The following is a 15,173-nucleotide window of genomic DNA, read 5'->3' on the forward strand; positions in this document are numbered from 1 at the left end:
GATAACGTACCGAAAGGAATTGCCATGCCCGCCGTCAATTTGCGCCACATCGAAATTTTTCATGCGGTGATGACCACCGGAAACCTGACGGAAGCCGCGACGATGCTGCATACCTCGCAGCCTACCGTCAGCCGCGAACTCGCCAGGCTTGAGAAAGTGTTAGGCCTGAAGCTGTTTGAGCGTAATCGTGGGCGTTTGCATCCGACCGTTCAGGGTTTGCGTCTATTCGAAGAGGTGCAACGTTCGTGGTACGGCCTGGACCGCATTCTGAGCACCGCCGAAAGCCTGCGTGAATTTCGCCAGGGTGAGCTTTCGGTGGTGTGTCTGCCGGTATTCTCGCAGTCTTTTTTACCGGCGCTGTTACAGCCTTTTCTGGCGCGTTTTCCGGACGTCAGCCTGCACATTGTGCCGCAGGAGTCCCCCCTGCTGGAGGAATGGCTTTCCGCACAGCGCCATGATCTGGGGCTAACCGAGACGCTGCATACGCCGCCGGGCACGGAACGCACGCCGTTGCTGAGCATGAATGAAGTCTGTGTCCTGCCCGCAGCGCATCCGCTGGCGGAAAAAACGGTGCTTACGCCGCAGGATTTTGAAGGCCAGAGCTACATCAGCCTGTCGCGAACCGACAGCTATCGGCAACTGCTGGATGGCCTGTTTGCCGAACATGGGGTACATCGGCGGATGGCGGTAGAAACCCACAGCGCCGCATCCATTTGCGCGATGGTGCGGGCAGGCGTGGGGATTTCAGTGGTTAACCCGTTTACCGCCCTGGATTACGCCCACAGCGGTGAAGAGAGTGGAATTGCTATTCGCCGATTCAGCATCGAAGTGCCGTTTACCGTCAGCCTGATCCGCCCCTTGCATCGACCCGGCTCAGCCCTCGTCGATGCTTTTGTTTCCCATCTGCAAAACAGCGTGCAAACGCTGGTCACACCGCTGGAAGAGAAACTCAACCGCGTCAGGAAAGCATAAAGTCGACGGCATCGGCCGCATGAAGTGCGGCAGTATCGAACACCGGGATCGGGCTGCGTTCTGCGGGCACCAGCAGGCCGATTTCGGTACAGCCGAAAATGACACCTTCTGCGCCCTCGCCCATCAGGCGATCGATCACCTGTAAATAGTCAGCGCGGGATGCCTCAGTGAAGGTGCCGAGACACAGCTCTTCGAAGATAATTTGGTTGATTCGTGCACGTTCATCCGCGTCAGGAATAAGCGTGTTGAGCGAGAACTCCTGTTCGAGGCGGCCACGGTAGAAATCCTGTTCCATCGTGTAGCGCGTGCCTAACAGCGCCACGTTGCGCACGCCCTGTTTTTCGATGGCGCGCCCGGTCGCATCCGCAATGTGCAGGAACGGAACCCCGCAGCGCAGCTCGATGTGTGACGCCACTTTGTGCATGGTATTGGTACAGAGCACGATGCCCTCTGCGCCAATGCTTTCCAGATCGGCCGCCGCCTGTGCCAGCATCTCCCCCGCTTTGTCCCATTCTCCCATCGACTGACAGGTTTCGATTTCCTGAAAATCGACGCTATGCATCAGGATCTTCGCCGAATGCAGGCCGCCCAGACGCTGTTTGATACCTTCATTAATCAGACGATAGTAAGGAATTGTTGATTCCCAGCTCATGCCGCCGAGCAGGCCAATAGTTTTCATGAATTGTCCTTTCAGAATGTTTTCCACAGTGAACCAGAGATGTGATCAACTTTCCACTTATCAGCACGCCTGTTTTCAACTTAATCCGCTTAATATACTCTGATTGAAACAATGTTTCACTTTGAGGGCTCTGCGATGTTTGTACGACACAAAGACACCATACTTGAGGATTTGGGCAACGGCGTAACCCGGCGGATTTTGGCCCATGGCGGTAAGATGATGGCGGTGGAAGTTCACTTTGAAACGGGCGCGATTGGCCCGCTGCATAATCATCCGCATGAACAGTTAACCACCGTGCTGTCAGGTGAGTTTGAATTTACCATCGGCGATGAAACGCAAATTGTGCGGGCGGGCGATACACTCTATAAACAGCCGCACGTGATGCATGGCTGTGTCTGCTTAAAGGCTGGGACACTGCTTGATACCTTCACCCCGGTGCGAGAAGATTTTCTGAAATAAAAAAGGACACCAACGCCCTTTTTTATCTCTGGCCGGATGGGTTATCAGCCATCGCTGGCGTTAAACAGGCTGCTCATCCAGCAGCATCTGGCTACGACGTGACGCGCGCGCGTGCTGTAGCAAAACGCCAGCACAGCCCACCATTCCCCCAAGCAGAGCCGCCAGCAGGATAATCACCGCTTTACCCGGTCCCTCTTTTTTCACCGGCAAAGAGGGCGAGAGCTGATAATTCACTACCGGGAACTGGATGCTCTTAATATCCAACTGTTCGATTTGTTTTAATCGATATTCACGGTTAAGGATATCCGCATTAAGCTCGGCAACATCTTTCATCGATTTTTCAATTTCCAGCTTTTTACTGATCCCTTCGGTGCCTAAGGTCACGGAATAATCTGGGTCGTCTTTTATCGTTTGCCCATTGCTGTATACCGGCTTATTAATCCCGGCCGCTTTCGCCACCTCTAACGAATAATTCAGGCGCTTGATTTTGGTCTCTTTGGCGTTTTCCATTTGGGCACGATCCAGCGCCAGTCGCTGTTTTTCGATCTGAATATTCATCGCTACGCTATCGTGGATATTCGACAACGTCTGCTTCACGACTTTATCCGCTACGAACTGCGTGTAACCCGCCAGAATAGTTTGAGCTTCCTCCGGTTGGGGACCGGTGAAAGAGAGCGTCCACGAACTGTAAGGTGTTGCCGGTTCTTTCTTGTTACCAGCATCATCCACGGCTTTCATCTTCTCAGAAACCGCAACGATGGCACGGTGCAGTTCGCCTGGATCAACCTCGGTCCCGTTAAACTGACTCATCAGCGCCGGACTCGAGGTGATGAACTGTTCCAGCAACACCGATGAGTTAAACTTCTTAATAAACAGATTAAACAGAGCGCTGCTGTCAACATTCGCCTCAACGCCCAACACCCTGGTCGTGGCCAGGAGCGTATTAAGTGGGGTGAGTTGTACCCGCTCAGGTGGTGTGATCACTGCATTACTGGTCCACTTTTGCGGCAGGAAGAAGCTCACCAGCAGCCCAATCATCGCAAAACCAAAAACGACGCTGAGGATGCGTTTCTTCGCATTCCAGAGAATTTCAACCATCGCCAGCAGATCGATTTCCTGGCCGAATGAAGCCATCGGCGTGGCGTTTGGGAAGGAGACGACTGTGTCCTTTTGCGGTTTGATATCCATAGTTGACATAATTTTTCGCGTTCACGGTGCCGGGTTAAGATTTGGTTAATATATCCCCATAAGAATTTTCTGAAAACCTTTACGTGATAAAAAATGAAAATTTGATGGATGATGAGAGAATCACACCGCATCACCGAACCTATTTATAACCGTTGAGATTTAATGCCTACCTGAACAGGTAGTTGAAATATGGCTTTTCACTGCTTTAAGAATAATTAGGAATCGCACCCTATTTATTGCTACAAAACGTACAAATTCTGTTACTCAAAATATAAATACACACTTTAAAAACCATTAAATACAAAAAACCCCGCCATTAGGCGGGGTTGTCATTCGTAACCTGCGATGAGCTTAACGTGCGAGCCAACCGCCGTCGACTGCTACGGTGTAACCGTTGATATAGTCTGAGGCGCCGGAGGCCAGGAACACCACTGGCCCCATCAGGTCAGACGGCAGACCCCAACGTCCCGCCGGGATACGGTCAAGGATTTCCGCACTGCGCTGCTCATCGGCACGCAGCTGCTGGGTGTTGTTGGTGGCCATATAGCCCGGGGCAATCGCATTCACGTTGATGCCATGTTTTGCCCACTCGTTCGCCAGCAGGCGAGTTACGCCCATTACGCCGCTTTTCGATGCGGTGTAAGAAGGTACACGGATCCCGCCCTGGAAAGAGAGCATCGAGGCAATATTAATGATTTTGCCGCCGTTGCCCTGGCTGATGAAGTGCTTCGCCGCCGCCTGAGACATAAAGAACACCGCTTTGATGTTCAGGTTCATCACGTCGTCCCAGTCCTTCTCGCTGAACTCAATCGCATCCTGGCGACGAATCAGTCCGGCGTTATTCACCAGAATATCAATATGTCCAAATTCGGCGACTGCGCGTTCCAGCAGCTGAGGAATACCGTCAATATTACGCAGGTCGGCAGTCAGGCTGAGAAAACGGCGGCCACGGGAAGTGACCTGCTCGATAGTCTCGGTCGGTTCAACGATGTTAATGCCGACGATATCACAGCCCGCTTCCGCCAGGCCGATGGCCATCCCCTGACCTAAACCGGTGTCACACCCGGTGACTACAGCGACTTTGCCTGCCAGTGAAAATGTATCGAGAATCATAAAAAAATCCTTACTCATTTTGCGCCTGCATTCGACAGGCAAGATGATGGTTTGCCCGCGATTTAACGCAGATCTTTAACGGCGACGTGGTCCATATCATCGAAGACCTGGTTTTCACCAACCATGCCCCAGATAAAGGTGTAGGCCTGTGTGCCCACGCCTGAATGAATCGACCAGCTCGGTGAAATCACCGCTTGCTCGTTGTGCATCACGATATGGCGTGTCTCCTGCGGCTGTCCCATCATGTGGAATACGCAGGCGTCATCGGCCATATTGAAATAGAAGTACACTTCCATCCGACGCTCATGGGTATGACACGGCATGGTGTTCCACAGGTTACCCGGAGCCAGTTCGGTCAGACCCATGCTGAGCTGGCAGGTTTCCAGCACGTCCGGCACAAAGTATTTATTGATTGTGCGGCGGTTACTGGTGAGGTTATCGCCGAGGGTGACCGGCGCAACATCGGCTGGCGTCACTTTTTTGGTCGGATAAGTGGAGTGTGCCGGGGCGCAGTTGTAGTAAAACTTGGCGGGTTTCGCCGGGTCGATGCTTGCAAACACCACCTCTTTCGCCCCCTTGCCGACATACAGCGCATCGCGATGGCCGATTTCATAGCATTTGCCGTCGACCGTAATGGTGCCCGGGCCACCGATATTGATAACGCCCAACTCGCGGCGTTCGAGGAAATAGCTCACGCCCAGTTGCTTCCCGACTTCACCGCCGACGGACACCGTTTTGGCAACCGGCATAATCCCGCCCACAATAATGCGGTCGATATGGCTGTACACCATGGTGTACTCGTCTGCGACAAATACCTGCTCAACTAAAAATTCATTGCGCAGTCCCTGCGTGTCGAGGGTTTTGGCGTGCGCACTGTGGATGCTTTGTCTGATGTCCACATTTACCTCCAGCTAAAGTTGTCCATTTTGAAAAGCAGTTTCGCTTTTCCGTTAAGGTCATCTTAGTCTTCCGCTGATGGGTTTTCAATTACAAATAAAACAGTGTTTCACTTTTTCTGCATTAAAATACCAGAAATGCAAAAGCGATCACGTTCCTGCTGGATAGCCCGCCAGGAACAGAGATTAAAAAACCATGACAAACAATAAGTTGCACAACCTTTAAAAAAGGACGCGTATGAACTCAAAGCGGGTTTAAAATCAAAGATCAGAGGTCAAAAAGGAAGGGATATCAACCCGACAGCAGGGTGCAGCCGGGCAAAGTAAATTTATTCGCGCTCAACCGCCAGGGCAACCCCCTGCCCGCCGCCGATGCACAGCGTTGCCAGCCCTTTACGGGCATCGCGCTTGATCATTTCATGCACCAGCGACACCAAAATACGACAGCCGGACGCGCCAATCGGATGGCCCAGGGCAATCGCCCCGCCGTTAACGTTGACGCGCGATTCGTCCCACTCCAGCACTTTACCGACCGAAATGGCCTGAGCGGCAAATGCCTCGTTGGCCTCAATCAAATCGACGTCGTTCAACTGCCAACCCACGCGTTCCAGACAACGGCGTGTGGCATAAACTGGCGCAATCCCCATCAGCGCAGGATCGACCCCGACGCTGGCGAAGGCGCGGATCCGGGCCAGAATCGGCAGATTCAGCTCCATCGCTTTGGATTCACTCATCATCATCACCGCCGCCGCACCGTCGTTGATCGACGACGCGTTCCCCGCAGTCACCGACCCGAGGGTATCAAATGCGGGCATCAGACGAGCCAGCCCTTCGGCGCTGGCATCAGTGCGCGGCTGCTCATCGGTGTCCACCACCTGAGTGAGGCCGTTTTGCTGCACATTCACTACCGGCACAATTTCATCGCGAAAGCGCCCGGAATCAATTGCCCGACGCGCTTTTTGCTGCGAACTGAGCGCCCAGGCATCCTGCAATTCACGCGAAATACCGTATTCCCGGGCCAGATTTTCGGCGGTCACGCCCATGTGATAATCATTGAACGCATCCCACAGCCCGTCGTGAACCAGGCTGTCGAGCAGCTGACTGTTACCCAGTTGTGCCCCGGTACGGCTGTCGGTTAACACATGCGGCGCGCGGCTCATGTTTTCCTGTCCGCCAGCAATCACCACATCAGCCTCACCGCACTGAATCGCCTGAGTGGCGAGATGCAGCGCCTTGAGACCTGAGCCGCAGACATCGTTGATGGTTATCGCGGAAACGGTATTTGGCAGCCCACCTTTTATGGCCGACTGCCGCGCAGGGTTTTGCCCGGCGCCCGCGGTCAGTACCTGTCCGAGGATAACCTCATCGACCACCATGGGATCTATTCCGGTACGATCCACCAGTGCCTGCACCACTACGCTCCCCAGTTCAACCGCCGTAAAACGCGACAATGCCCCCTGGAAGCAGCCAATCGGCGTACGTACGGCACCTACGATAACGACGTCTTTCATCCCGACCTCAGCGCAAATAATCAGCGCTATAGTAGAGCATTGTTATCAACTATTATCGTAATTGTTTAAAAAAAGTGAGTTTTATCACAAAGGATATCGCCTTCACGTAACATTCATCTGGCGTATGAATGCTAACCACAATTCTCCCTCCCCCGCGCTGGTTGAAATAAGGTAAACTCGCCGCTGTTTTTTCGTTATCTGGTTTAAAAGTTCAACTAATGTCGAAATTATGGTCAAAAGACGAAACCCTCTGGAGTTTCGCCTTATATGGTACTGCGGTAGGGGCTGGCACCCTGTTCCTGCCGATTCAGCTGGGCTCCGCAGGAGCTATGGTGCTGCTGGTAACTGCCCTGGTCGCCTGGCCGTTAACCTATTGGCCGCACCGTGCCCTGTGCCGTTTTATTCTCTCTGCAAACCTGCCCGCTAACGTTGGGATCACCGGCGCGGTCAATCATTACTACGGTAAGAAAATCGGTAATCTCATCACTGCGCTCTATTTCATCGCCTTCTTTGTGGTGGTGCTGATCTACGCCGTGGCGATTACCAATTCTCTCACGGAACAGCTGGCAAAACAGATGACGGTGACGCTCGGCGTGCGGATGCTGGTAAGCCTGGCGGTAGTGCTGGTACTCAACCTTATCTTCCTGATGGGCCGCCACGCGACGCTGAAGGTGATGGGTTTTCTGGTGTTTCCACTGATTGCCTACTTCCTGTTCCTGTCGCTCTACCTGACCGGCTCCTGGGAACCGGCCAGATTCAGCGGTCAGCTAAGCTTTTCGCCACAGACGCTGCACCAGATTTGGCTCTCCATTCCCGTGATGGTTTTCGCTTTTAGCCATACGCCGATTATCTCGACCTTCGCCATCGACAGACGCGAAAAGTTTGGCGATGCGGCCATGGATAAATGCAAAAAGATTATGCGGATTGCCTACCTCATTATCTGCCTGAGCGTGCTGTTCTTTGTCTTCAGCTGCCTGTTGGCTATCCCGGAAGGCTACATCACCCACGCCAAAAATGAGGGTGTCACCATTCTTTCGGCGCTGGCGATGATGCCTGCGGCACCGCACTGGCTGGCGGTTTCTGGCATTATTGTGGCGATCGTAGCGATGTCAAAATCGTTCCTCGGCACCTATTTCGGCGTGATTGAAGGTGCCAGCGAAATGGTGCGCACCACCCTGAATCAGGTCGGCGTACGTAAAAGCCGCGCCTTTAACCGCGCGACCTCCATTTTGCTGGTCTCCGCCGTGACCTTCGCGGTGTGCTGCATTAATCCCAACGCGATTTCGATGATTTATGCCATCAGCGGGCCGTTGATTGCGATGATCCTGTTCATCATGCCAACGCTTTCAACCTACGCCATTCCAGCGCTGAAACCGTATCGGTCGGTAGGCAGCCTGCTGACGCTGATTGTCGGCCTGCTCTGCGTCTCGGTGATGTTCTTCGGTTAATGATAGGTTTACACTGACTCGTTGAGCCATTATGAGGATACAGATATGTCCAGCGTTAAACAGTCCGGCAGCTTTACTCTTGGCAATCGCGAAGTCTGGCGTCTCGGTTACGGGGCGATGCAGCTCGCCGGCCCTGGCGTTTTTGGGCCGCCGAAAGATCCGCAGACGGCGGTAAAAGTGCTGCAAGCCGCGCTTGACGCTGGCGTGAATCACATCGATACCTCCGACTTCTACGGGCCGCACGTTACCAACCAAATCATCAAACAAGCGCTGCACCCCTATCCGCAAGAACTGACCATTGTGACTAAGGTCAGCGCGCGTCGTGACGACAAGGGAAACTGGTTACCCGCGCTCTCTGCGCCGGAGCTGACGCAGGCGGTCGAAGACAATCTGCGCAATCTTGGGCTGGACGTGCTGGAGGTGGTGAATCTGCGCAGCATGATAAGCGCCCACGGTCCGGCGGAAGGTTCGCTGGAAGAACCGCTGGAAACGCTTATTAAGCTGAAAGACCGGGGGCTTATCCGTCACATCGGATTGAGCAACGTCACCGCCAAACAGGTAGAAGATGGTCAGAAGATGACCGACATCGCCTGCGTGCAGAACTTCTACAACGTGGCAAATCGTCATGATGACGCGTTGATCGACAGCCTGGCGAAACAGAATATTCCCTACGTGCCGTTCTTCCCGCTCGGCGGCTTCACGCCGTTGCAGTCTCAGGAACTCGATGAGATTGCAGCCAACCTGAACGCTACGCCTATGCAGGTGGCGCTCGCCTGGCTGCTGCAGCGTGCGCCGAACATTCTGCTGATCCCAGGCACCTCATCGCTGGGTCATCTGAATGAAAACCTGGCTGCCGCGCATTTGACGCTGCCGAAAGATGCGCTGGATGTGCTGAACAACCTGCCGCAGGCGCTGGGTTAGCGCTTACTTCACTTTTTTCAGCAGTTTTACCGTCTCTTCGATATCAATCTCATCTTCCGAGAAGATGTAGGTTGTGCCCTGGAAGCTGGTGACCACCAGCTTTTTCACCGTGCGCATTTCGCCGGTTTTGGCTTCCGCCTTCGGGCGGATACTGTTCATCAACACCCCGACCGATAACACCGCGTTCTCTTTATCAATCTTCGTGTCAGCAGGCACTTCTTCGCTGTACACCAGGTACGATTTGATAGAGGTGATCTTGATGCGCTCGCCCGCGATATAGATGTACTTACTTTCCGGAGCCACTTTGACCGCAAACGCCGATAGGCCTTTGTTGTTGGTGGTCGGCTCAAACGTGACCGCCGCATCTTTTTTGATCAGCTCAGGATTGGCAACCTTAATCACATGAAAGTAGCGGTTATCGCCGTTTTCATCTTTGATAAATCCAAAGCCTTTATCTTCAAACCAGGTTGTGATTGTTCCGTGCATCGCCATCGCCTTTACCGCCTAATTAATCGTTCAACAACTCAAATTTCGCAGCGCGCAGTTTAAAGCACAATGCCCGCGCAGACTATGCCTTTGGCTTAAGTCTGGTCGATAAATTTACAGTGCGCCAGACGGGGCGCCATACCCTTTTGTCGATCTATTATCTGCGAACAGAAACCAGAGATAGTGAGGTGAAGGGCATAACAGAGAGATCGGTTTTCTCAAAAGGACTCTCGCATCAGCCAAGGACTGTCGACCAGTACTTTCTCCCGGTGGCTGTCGCCATTGATAATGTGCAGCGTGCTTAATCGACCAATCTCATAATGTGGTAGCTGGACCGTGGATAGTGGGGGTAAGAACAAATTTCCGATTCCCACAAGGTTATCGTAACCCAGAACGGCAATGTCCTGTGGGATTCGGATCCCCTGGGTCAACAGCGTCTGATAGACCATAAATGCAATGCGGTCATTGCCACAGATAACCGAATCAAATTGCGGCTGCCCCTTAACAATATACGCCCGTAAAATGTCCGGAATATCACGGTAGTGCTCATCGCCATATTGCATATAGCAGTGTTCAAGCGTCTCGGGGTTGATATTGGCTTCACGGCAGGCGCGATCAAGCCCCTGACGACGGCGAAGCGTCGCCAGATGGTTGACAGGTAAATGCAGGCAGAGAGGGCGACGATACCCCGCGGCTAACAGCGCCTGCACTGCGGTATACTGCCCTTGTTCATCATTAGGAATATAGCTGGCAACCGGTTCTCCCTTGTTCTCGCAGTTGGCTAATACACAAGGGTGCTTCAGTAACTTAGGAGGAATGCTCACTTCACGTAGCCCCATGGTGGTGAAAATGATCCCCCCGGGCCGGTGTGCGAGAAGCAGATTGACAATATCGTCAGGGTTGTCATCGGTAAACATGTTAACCACAAAGCTATTCCAGCCGTACGCCCGTGCGGTTTCCTCAATAGACAGCGTAATTTCGACGGAAAAAGGGGTAGTGACCGTATCCAGGGCAAGTACGCCAATGGTTTTATTGGTGGAACCGACACGGCGAACCTGGCGGGCGGAGAGGTCCGGCACATAGTTCAGCTGTAAGATAGCGTCCTGCACCTTGGACAAGGTTTCAGGTTTTACGCGTTTCGGGTCATTCAGCACCCGCGACACCGTCATCAGCGATACATTGGCCAGTCTGGCCACATCTTTTAAAGACGCCATAATCTTCCATTAATGAAACTAGCTATCCAATTTTGGCTTTGTACTCACCCCATCCACTACCGGCTTATGAGCACCTGCGAATCCCTATTCTAGGCATCGAACCCCAAGGAGTTGCAAGCCGCGATAAAAAATTTGATCTTGATCTCAATGTGCAAATGTTAACGTTAACTTTTGTGATTAACATCGATTATCAATTCAAAATCGAGTGTAGGCCAAAAATGTTAACGTTACCATCAACGCATATCATTCCTCTGAGATTACGTAGATGAAAAAAAGGCCATCCCGCAGCTATCTGTTGCTCAGCGCTTTGTTGTTCTTTTTCTTTGTGACCTGGTCCTCATCAAGTTCACTCCTCTCCATTTGGCTACATCAGGAAGTGGGGCTCAAAGCGTCGGAAACCGGCATTATTTTTTCCGTTTTATCCGTATCCGCGCTCTTCGCTCAGGTTTGCTATGGCTTTATCCAGGACCGACTTGGCCTGCGTAAACATCTGTTATGGGTTATCACAGGGTTACTGATCCTCTCCGGCCCCGCGTATGTGCTTTTTAGCTATTTGCTAAGCATTAACATTTTGCTGGGTAGCGTGTTTGGCGGTTTGTTTATTGGACTGACATTTAACGGCGGAATCGGCGTTCTCGAATCCTATACCGAGCGCGTGGCGCGTCAGAGCACCTTTGAGTTTGGCCGGGCACGCATGTGGGGGTCTCTGGGCTGGGCTGTCGCCACGTTTTTTGCCGGGTTACTGTTTAATATCAATCCTGACCTTAACTTCCTGGTGGCCTCTTGTTCAGGGCTAATTTTCTTCTGCCTGCTGCTGCGCTTAAAAGTCGCGACGCCGGCAAGCATGGAGAAACTGGAAATAGGCGCCAAAAAAGTCTCGCTGGAAGATGCCCTGCGTCTGCTCACTCTGCCGCGCTTCTGGGCGCTGATATTTTTCGTGATCGGAACCTGCATTTATGGCGTATACGACCAGCAATTCCCGGTCTATTTCTCTTCACAGTTCCCGACATTAAGAGAAGGGAATGAGATGTTCGGCTATTTAAATTCCTTCCAGGTCTTTCTGGAGGCAGCAGGCATGTTTTGCGCGCCTTGGTTGGTTAACCGCATTGGCGCTAAAAATGGTCTGATATTCGCCGGAATGGTGATGGCACTGCGCATGATTGCCTCCGGGCTGGTGGAAGGACCCGTGCTCATTTCAATTACCAAACTGCTTCACGCAATCGAACTGCCGATATTGTTAGTCGCCATTTTTAAATACAACAGTCTCAATTTCGATAAACGCCTGTCCTCCACGATTTATCTGGTGGGATTCGCCTGCACCAGCTCAATAATTGGCACCGTATTATCCCCACTGGCAGGCTTTAGCTATGAAAAATTTGGCTTCGCTCAGTCCTATTTGTTCATGGGTATTATGGTGTTCTGCACCACGTTTATTTCCATTTTCCTTTTGCGCTCAAATAAACCCTCATCTGAGCCATCCTATCTGCAGCAAAGCGCTGTGTAATACTGAGAGTAAAGACGATGACATCCTTATTAGAACAGGCTGAACAGACACTTGAAAAAGCACAAACCGGTGTCAATCCGCGCTGGTACCCGCGGTATCACCTTGCTGCTCGCGCAGGCTGGATGAATGATCCTAACGGTCTGGTATGGTTTGACGGTTGGTATCACGCGTTTTATCAACACCATCCCTATTCCACTCAATGGGGTCCAATGCACTGGGGACACGCACGCAGCAAAGACCTGGTGCACTGGGAACATCTTCCCGTCGCGCTGGCCCCGGAAGGCCCGGCTGATAAAGACGGCTGCTTCTCCGGTTCCGCCGTGGTGGACGGCGATACGCTGGCGTTAATTTATACCGGACATAAGTTTCACGGTTCGCCCGACACTGACGACAATCTTTACCAGGTGCAGTGTCTGGCAACCAGTCGTGACGGTATCCATTTCGAACGGCATGGCATGGTAATTGATACCCCGCCGGGACTGCATCATTTTCGCGATCCGAAGGTATGGCGGGAAGGCGAATTCTGGTACATGGTCGTCGGTTCTCGCGTGGAGAATACTGGCCAGGTGCGCCTGTACCGCTCCACCGATCTCCGGGAATGGCACGACGAGGGTATTTTCGCAGAGGCTGAAGACGGCATGGGCTTTATGTGGGAATGCCCGGATTTCTTTAACCTCGGAGGAAAACGCGTGCTGATGTTCTCCCCGCAAGGGATATCGGCGCAAGGGTATCACCATCGTAATCTCTTTCAGAGTGGCTATTTACTTGGGGAGTGGCAGCCAGGACAACCGTTTACGCATAGCGGAGAATTTATTGAGCTGGACCACGGACACGACTTCTATGCTCCGCAAAGTTTCCTGACCCCGGACAACCGCCGCATTGTCATTGGTTGGCTGGATATGTGGGAATCGCCGATGCCGGAACAGCAAGATGGATGGGCGGGTATGCTCTCTCTCCCGCGCGAGTTATGCCTTGCTGACAATCATCAAGTGAGGATGAAACCCGCGGATGAAGTCACTGCGCTGCGCGGTCGCTATTATCCAACACCTATTCGCTGCCTGAAAAATCAGAAAGCCCTTATCGCGGAAGATGCCGAAGCGGTCGAAGTGCAGCTGGCATGGGATCTGAGTGCGTCTACGGCTGAACAGTTTGGTATGGCGTTGGGTGATGGGCTGAGAATTTACGTCGATATTCAGGCTCAGCGTCTGGTGGTCGAGCGTCGCTATCCGGAATATTCGCTGGAAGGCATTCGTAGCATTCCGCTACCAGCAGGCAGCGGCCTGTCACTGCGAATTTTTATTGACCGCTCATCGGTTGAGGTTTTTGTTAACGAGGGTGACGCTTGCTTAAGCAGCCGAATTTATCCGCAGCCGGGCCAACGCGATATATCACTGTTTGCGAATAGTGGTATTGCCTCATTACACGATGCCGGATACTGGTCTTTGGATAAATAATTCTCAGTTTCGACCTTTTTCTTACATTGTGAGCTTTTAATGGGTGCCAGTCTCTGGCTGGCATTTTATTGTCTGGGATAATGAGATAGCAAAATGGAAGAAATATTAACACCTCAACATCGCACTACAGCGATAAATAAAAGCATATTCATTTCAAGAAAGCAGACGCTGGCAATGATGCTGACATTAGCGGCATTTCCTGTCATTGCTGAAGAAACCATAGAACAGCCAGAAAGTTATACAGGAAACTATCAAAGCTATTTTCAAGATGAAACTGACACTAAAGTAACGAATGCATCACCTGCACAAAAAGAAAAAGAGCCATTGCCCCTTAGCGCGGCATCATCACCTGTTGCTGTGGATAAAACAGCTAAAGTGAACACCAAAAACGAAATGGATAATCCGGAAGATGTCAGTCTATTGCGTTTAAGACAGGAAGACCCACCGGTTCACTGGAATAGCATTGGTCGTAATATGGAAGTCGGCGGCCTGCATGGAAACATCGGGACTCAAATAGAAATTGATGATGTTCGCTGGAGCGACAATAAGAAAAATAGCGGCAAATTCAAACTCGCCACCATTCAGGCCTTTTTAAGACATGACGAATTACCAAACTGGTATTTTGGTTTTTGGAATGCCAGGGAAGACAGTTATCAAGGCCAATTCAGTAACCAGGACTACAAAGGCACAAACACCATCAATGAGTTTTTTGTAGGTCATATTTTTGAAACCTGGCGAGGTAATATCGGTACAGAAGTCATGGCCGGTTCCGAAACGGCAACGAAACGCTGGAAAAGCAGATTCAAAGTTTGGCAGGACCTGCGACTGACCAACAAATGGAGTCTCGCCGGATATGCTTATGGTGAATATCAGCCGCAGGGAAATGAGCCGGGAAATGGCGATCTTAATCAGTATATTTTTGAAATAGAACCTGCCATTCAATACCGCATAAATCCGGATCTCGGTTTGTATCTTCGGCCCTATTATTACTATAACCGCCAGGAACGTGAAAGCTGGGGCGATATCGTTGAACAAGAATGGAAGGTCACTGCTGGACTTTGGCGGAACTGGTACCCTCTGTTAACCTCCCTGTATTTGGGCTTCGGGCAGGACAAAATAGATAACGCCAGCAATGCCAAAGAAGTTTTTTATGACGGTAGATATAAATTTATTGGCGGCACTATCAGTTACCCGGTTTTTGGCGAAGTTCGCTTATACGGTGAATTCAAAGCACAATTTACCAAAGAAGCCGGACTCTGGACAACTGCCGGACACTCATGGAATCCCTTTACCGTGGTCGGTGTGAATTATAACTTCTGATATTCAGG

At 51.8% G+C, this 15,173-nt stretch carries 14 protein-coding genes; 7 read left to right on the forward strand and 7 right to left on the reverse strand.

Translation table 11 applies throughout. From position 1 onward, the window contains the following. Nucleotides 1–24: 24 nt before the first annotated feature. On the forward strand, nucleotides 25–972 hold the full coding sequence (locus tag ACG0Z5_RS05240; protein ID WP_394445878.1) for a LysR family transcriptional regulator: 948 nt from the start codon (nucleotides 25–27) through the stop codon (nucleotides 970–972). Here the strand turns inward: ACG0Z5_RS05240 and ACG0Z5_RS05245 are convergent. After that, entirely contained in the window at nucleotides 959–1,651 is a 693-nt protein-coding gene (locus ACG0Z5_RS05245) for an aspartate/glutamate racemase (protein WP_394445880.1), read from the reverse strand. The genes ACG0Z5_RS05240 and ACG0Z5_RS05245 overlap by 14 nt on opposite strands. Nucleotides 1,652–1,786: 135 nt before the next feature. On the opposite strand from ACG0Z5_RS05245, the gene ACG0Z5_RS05250 reads away from it, so the two are divergent. Next, nucleotides 1,787–2,110: a cupin domain-containing protein gene (locus tag ACG0Z5_RS05250; protein WP_394445882.1), complete on the forward strand. Its 324-nt coding sequence runs from the start codon at nucleotides 1,787–1,789 to the stop codon at nucleotides 2,108–2,110. 60 nt (nucleotides 2,111–2,170) lie between these two features. Here ACG0Z5_RS05250 and wzz(fepE) read toward each other — a convergent pair whose 3' ends face one another. The 4 genes from wzz(fepE) to ACG0Z5_RS05270 form a co-directional block, all read right to left on the reverse strand. Then, nucleotides 2,171–3,307: an LPS O-antigen length regulator Wzz(fepE) gene (gene wzz(fepE) / locus ACG0Z5_RS05255; protein WP_394445883.1), complete on the reverse strand. Its 1,137-nt coding sequence runs from the start codon at nucleotides 3,305–3,307 to the stop codon at nucleotides 2,171–2,173. A gap of 342 nt (nucleotides 3,308–3,649) precedes the next feature. Then, the gene (gene kduD, locus ACG0Z5_RS05260) at nucleotides 3,650–4,411 is read right to left on the reverse strand and encodes a 2-dehydro-3-deoxy-D-gluconate 5-dehydrogenase KduD (protein ID WP_319628491.1); all 762 of its coding nucleotides are present in this window, start codon (nucleotides 4,409–4,411) and stop codon (nucleotides 3,650–3,652) included. A 62-nt stretch (nucleotides 4,412–4,473) separates the two neighbouring features. Beyond that, nucleotides 4,474–5,310: a 5-dehydro-4-deoxy-D-glucuronate isomerase gene (gene kduI, locus ACG0Z5_RS05265; RefSeq protein WP_394445885.1), complete on the reverse strand. Its 837-nt coding sequence runs from the start codon at nucleotides 5,308–5,310 to the stop codon at nucleotides 4,474–4,476. 326 nt (nucleotides 5,311–5,636) lie between these two features. Then, nucleotides 5,637–6,818, reverse strand: a complete 1,182-nt coding sequence (locus ACG0Z5_RS05270; RefSeq protein ID WP_319628493.1) for an acetyl-CoA C-acetyltransferase — start codon at nucleotides 6,816–6,818, stop codon at nucleotides 5,637–5,639. A gap of 218 nt (nucleotides 6,819–7,036) precedes the next feature. Between ACG0Z5_RS05270 and ACG0Z5_RS05275 the strand changes: the two genes are divergently transcribed. Then, nucleotides 7,037–8,266 carry an amino acid permease gene (locus ACG0Z5_RS05275; protein WP_394445888.1) on the forward strand — a complete coding sequence of 410 codons (1,230 nt, stop codon included), beginning with the start codon at nucleotides 7,037–7,039 and terminating at the stop codon, nucleotides 8,264–8,266. A gap of 45 nt (nucleotides 8,267–8,311) precedes the next feature. Further along, nucleotides 8,312–9,187: an aldo/keto reductase family oxidoreductase gene (locus ACG0Z5_RS05280; protein WP_394445890.1), complete on the forward strand. Its 876-nt coding sequence runs from the start codon at nucleotides 8,312–8,314 to the stop codon at nucleotides 9,185–9,187. 3 nt (nucleotides 9,188–9,190) lie between these two features. Here the strand turns inward: ACG0Z5_RS05280 and ACG0Z5_RS05285 are convergent, their stop codons facing one another. Both ACG0Z5_RS05285 and ACG0Z5_RS05290 read right to left on the reverse strand, forming a co-directional pair. Beyond that, nucleotides 9,191–9,679 (reverse strand): cold-shock protein, encoded by a 489-nt coding sequence (locus tag ACG0Z5_RS05285; protein WP_394445891.1) that lies wholly within the window; start codon nucleotides 9,677–9,679, stop codon nucleotides 9,191–9,193. A 212-nt stretch (nucleotides 9,680–9,891) separates the two neighbouring features. After that, nucleotides 9,892–10,887: a LacI family DNA-binding transcriptional regulator gene (locus tag ACG0Z5_RS05290; protein ID WP_394445893.1), complete on the reverse strand. Its 996-nt coding sequence runs from the start codon at nucleotides 10,885–10,887 to the stop codon at nucleotides 9,892–9,894. 265 nt (nucleotides 10,888–11,152) lie between these two features. Between ACG0Z5_RS05290 and ACG0Z5_RS05295 the strand changes: the two genes are divergently transcribed. The 3 genes from ACG0Z5_RS05295 (at nucleotide 11,153) to ACG0Z5_RS05305 (ending at nucleotide 15,165) form a co-directional block, all read left to right on the forward strand. Beyond that, on the forward strand, nucleotides 11,153–12,391 hold the full coding sequence (locus ACG0Z5_RS05295) for an MFS transporter (RefSeq protein ID WP_394445895.1): 1,239 nt from the start codon (nucleotides 11,153–11,155) through the stop codon (nucleotides 12,389–12,391). 17 nt (nucleotides 12,392–12,408) lie between these two features. Further along, nucleotides 12,409–13,845, forward strand: a complete 1,437-nt coding sequence (locus ACG0Z5_RS05300) for a glycoside hydrolase family 32 protein (RefSeq protein ID WP_394445896.1) — start codon at nucleotides 12,409–12,411, stop codon at nucleotides 13,843–13,845. A gap of 174 nt (nucleotides 13,846–14,019) precedes the next feature. Then, nucleotides 14,020–15,165, forward strand: a complete 1,146-nt coding sequence (locus ACG0Z5_RS05305) for an OmpG porin family protein (RefSeq protein ID WP_394445961.1) — start codon at nucleotides 14,020–14,022, stop codon at nucleotides 15,163–15,165. Nucleotides 15,166–15,173 lie beyond the last annotated feature (8 nt).

This window comes from Scandinavium sp. M-37, assembly GCF_043558715.1.
Lineage (GTDB): Bacteria > Pseudomonadota > Gammaproteobacteria > Enterobacterales > Enterobacteriaceae > Scandinavium > Scandinavium vulneris_A.

Coding starts and splice junctions, on each gene's coding strand:
- ACG0Z5_RS05290 (WP_394445893.1), bottom strand. CDS start 10,887: ATGGCGTCTTTAAAAGATGTGGCCAGACTGGCCAATGTATCGCTGATG.
- kduD (WP_319628491.1), bottom strand. CDS start 4,411: ATGATTCTCGATACATTTTCACTGGCAGGCAAAGTCGCTGTAGTCACC.
- ACG0Z5_RS05280 (WP_394445890.1), top strand. CDS start 8,312: ATGTCCAGCGTTAAACAGTCCGGCAGCTTTACTCTTGGCAATCGCGAA.
- ACG0Z5_RS05240 (WP_394445878.1), top strand. CDS start 25: ATGCCCGCCGTCAATTTGCGCCACATCGAAATTTTTCATGCGGTGATG.
- ACG0Z5_RS05285 (WP_394445891.1), bottom strand. CDS start 9,679: ATGGCGATGCACGGAACAATCACAACCTGGTTTGAAGATAAAGGCTTT.
- ACG0Z5_RS05275 (WP_394445888.1), top strand. CDS start 7,037: ATGTCGAAATTATGGTCAAAAGACGAAACCCTCTGGAGTTTCGCCTTA.
- ACG0Z5_RS05305 (WP_394445961.1), top strand. CDS start 14,020: ATGATGCTGACATTAGCGGCATTTCCTGTCATTGCTGAAGAAACCATA.
- ACG0Z5_RS05295 (WP_394445895.1), top strand. CDS start 11,153: ATGAAAAAAAGGCCATCCCGCAGCTATCTGTTGCTCAGCGCTTTGTTG.
- ACG0Z5_RS05300 (WP_394445896.1), top strand. CDS start 12,409: ATGACATCCTTATTAGAACAGGCTGAACAGACACTTGAAAAAGCACAA.
- ACG0Z5_RS05270 (WP_319628493.1), bottom strand. CDS start 6,818: ATGAAAGACGTCGTTATCGTAGGTGCCGTACGTACGCCGATTGGCTGC.
- ACG0Z5_RS05250 (WP_394445882.1), top strand. CDS start 1,787: ATGTTTGTACGACACAAAGACACCATACTTGAGGATTTGGGCAACGGC.
- ACG0Z5_RS05245 (WP_394445880.1), bottom strand. CDS start 1,651: ATGAAAACTATTGGCCTGCTCGGCGGCATGAGCTGGGAATCAACAATT.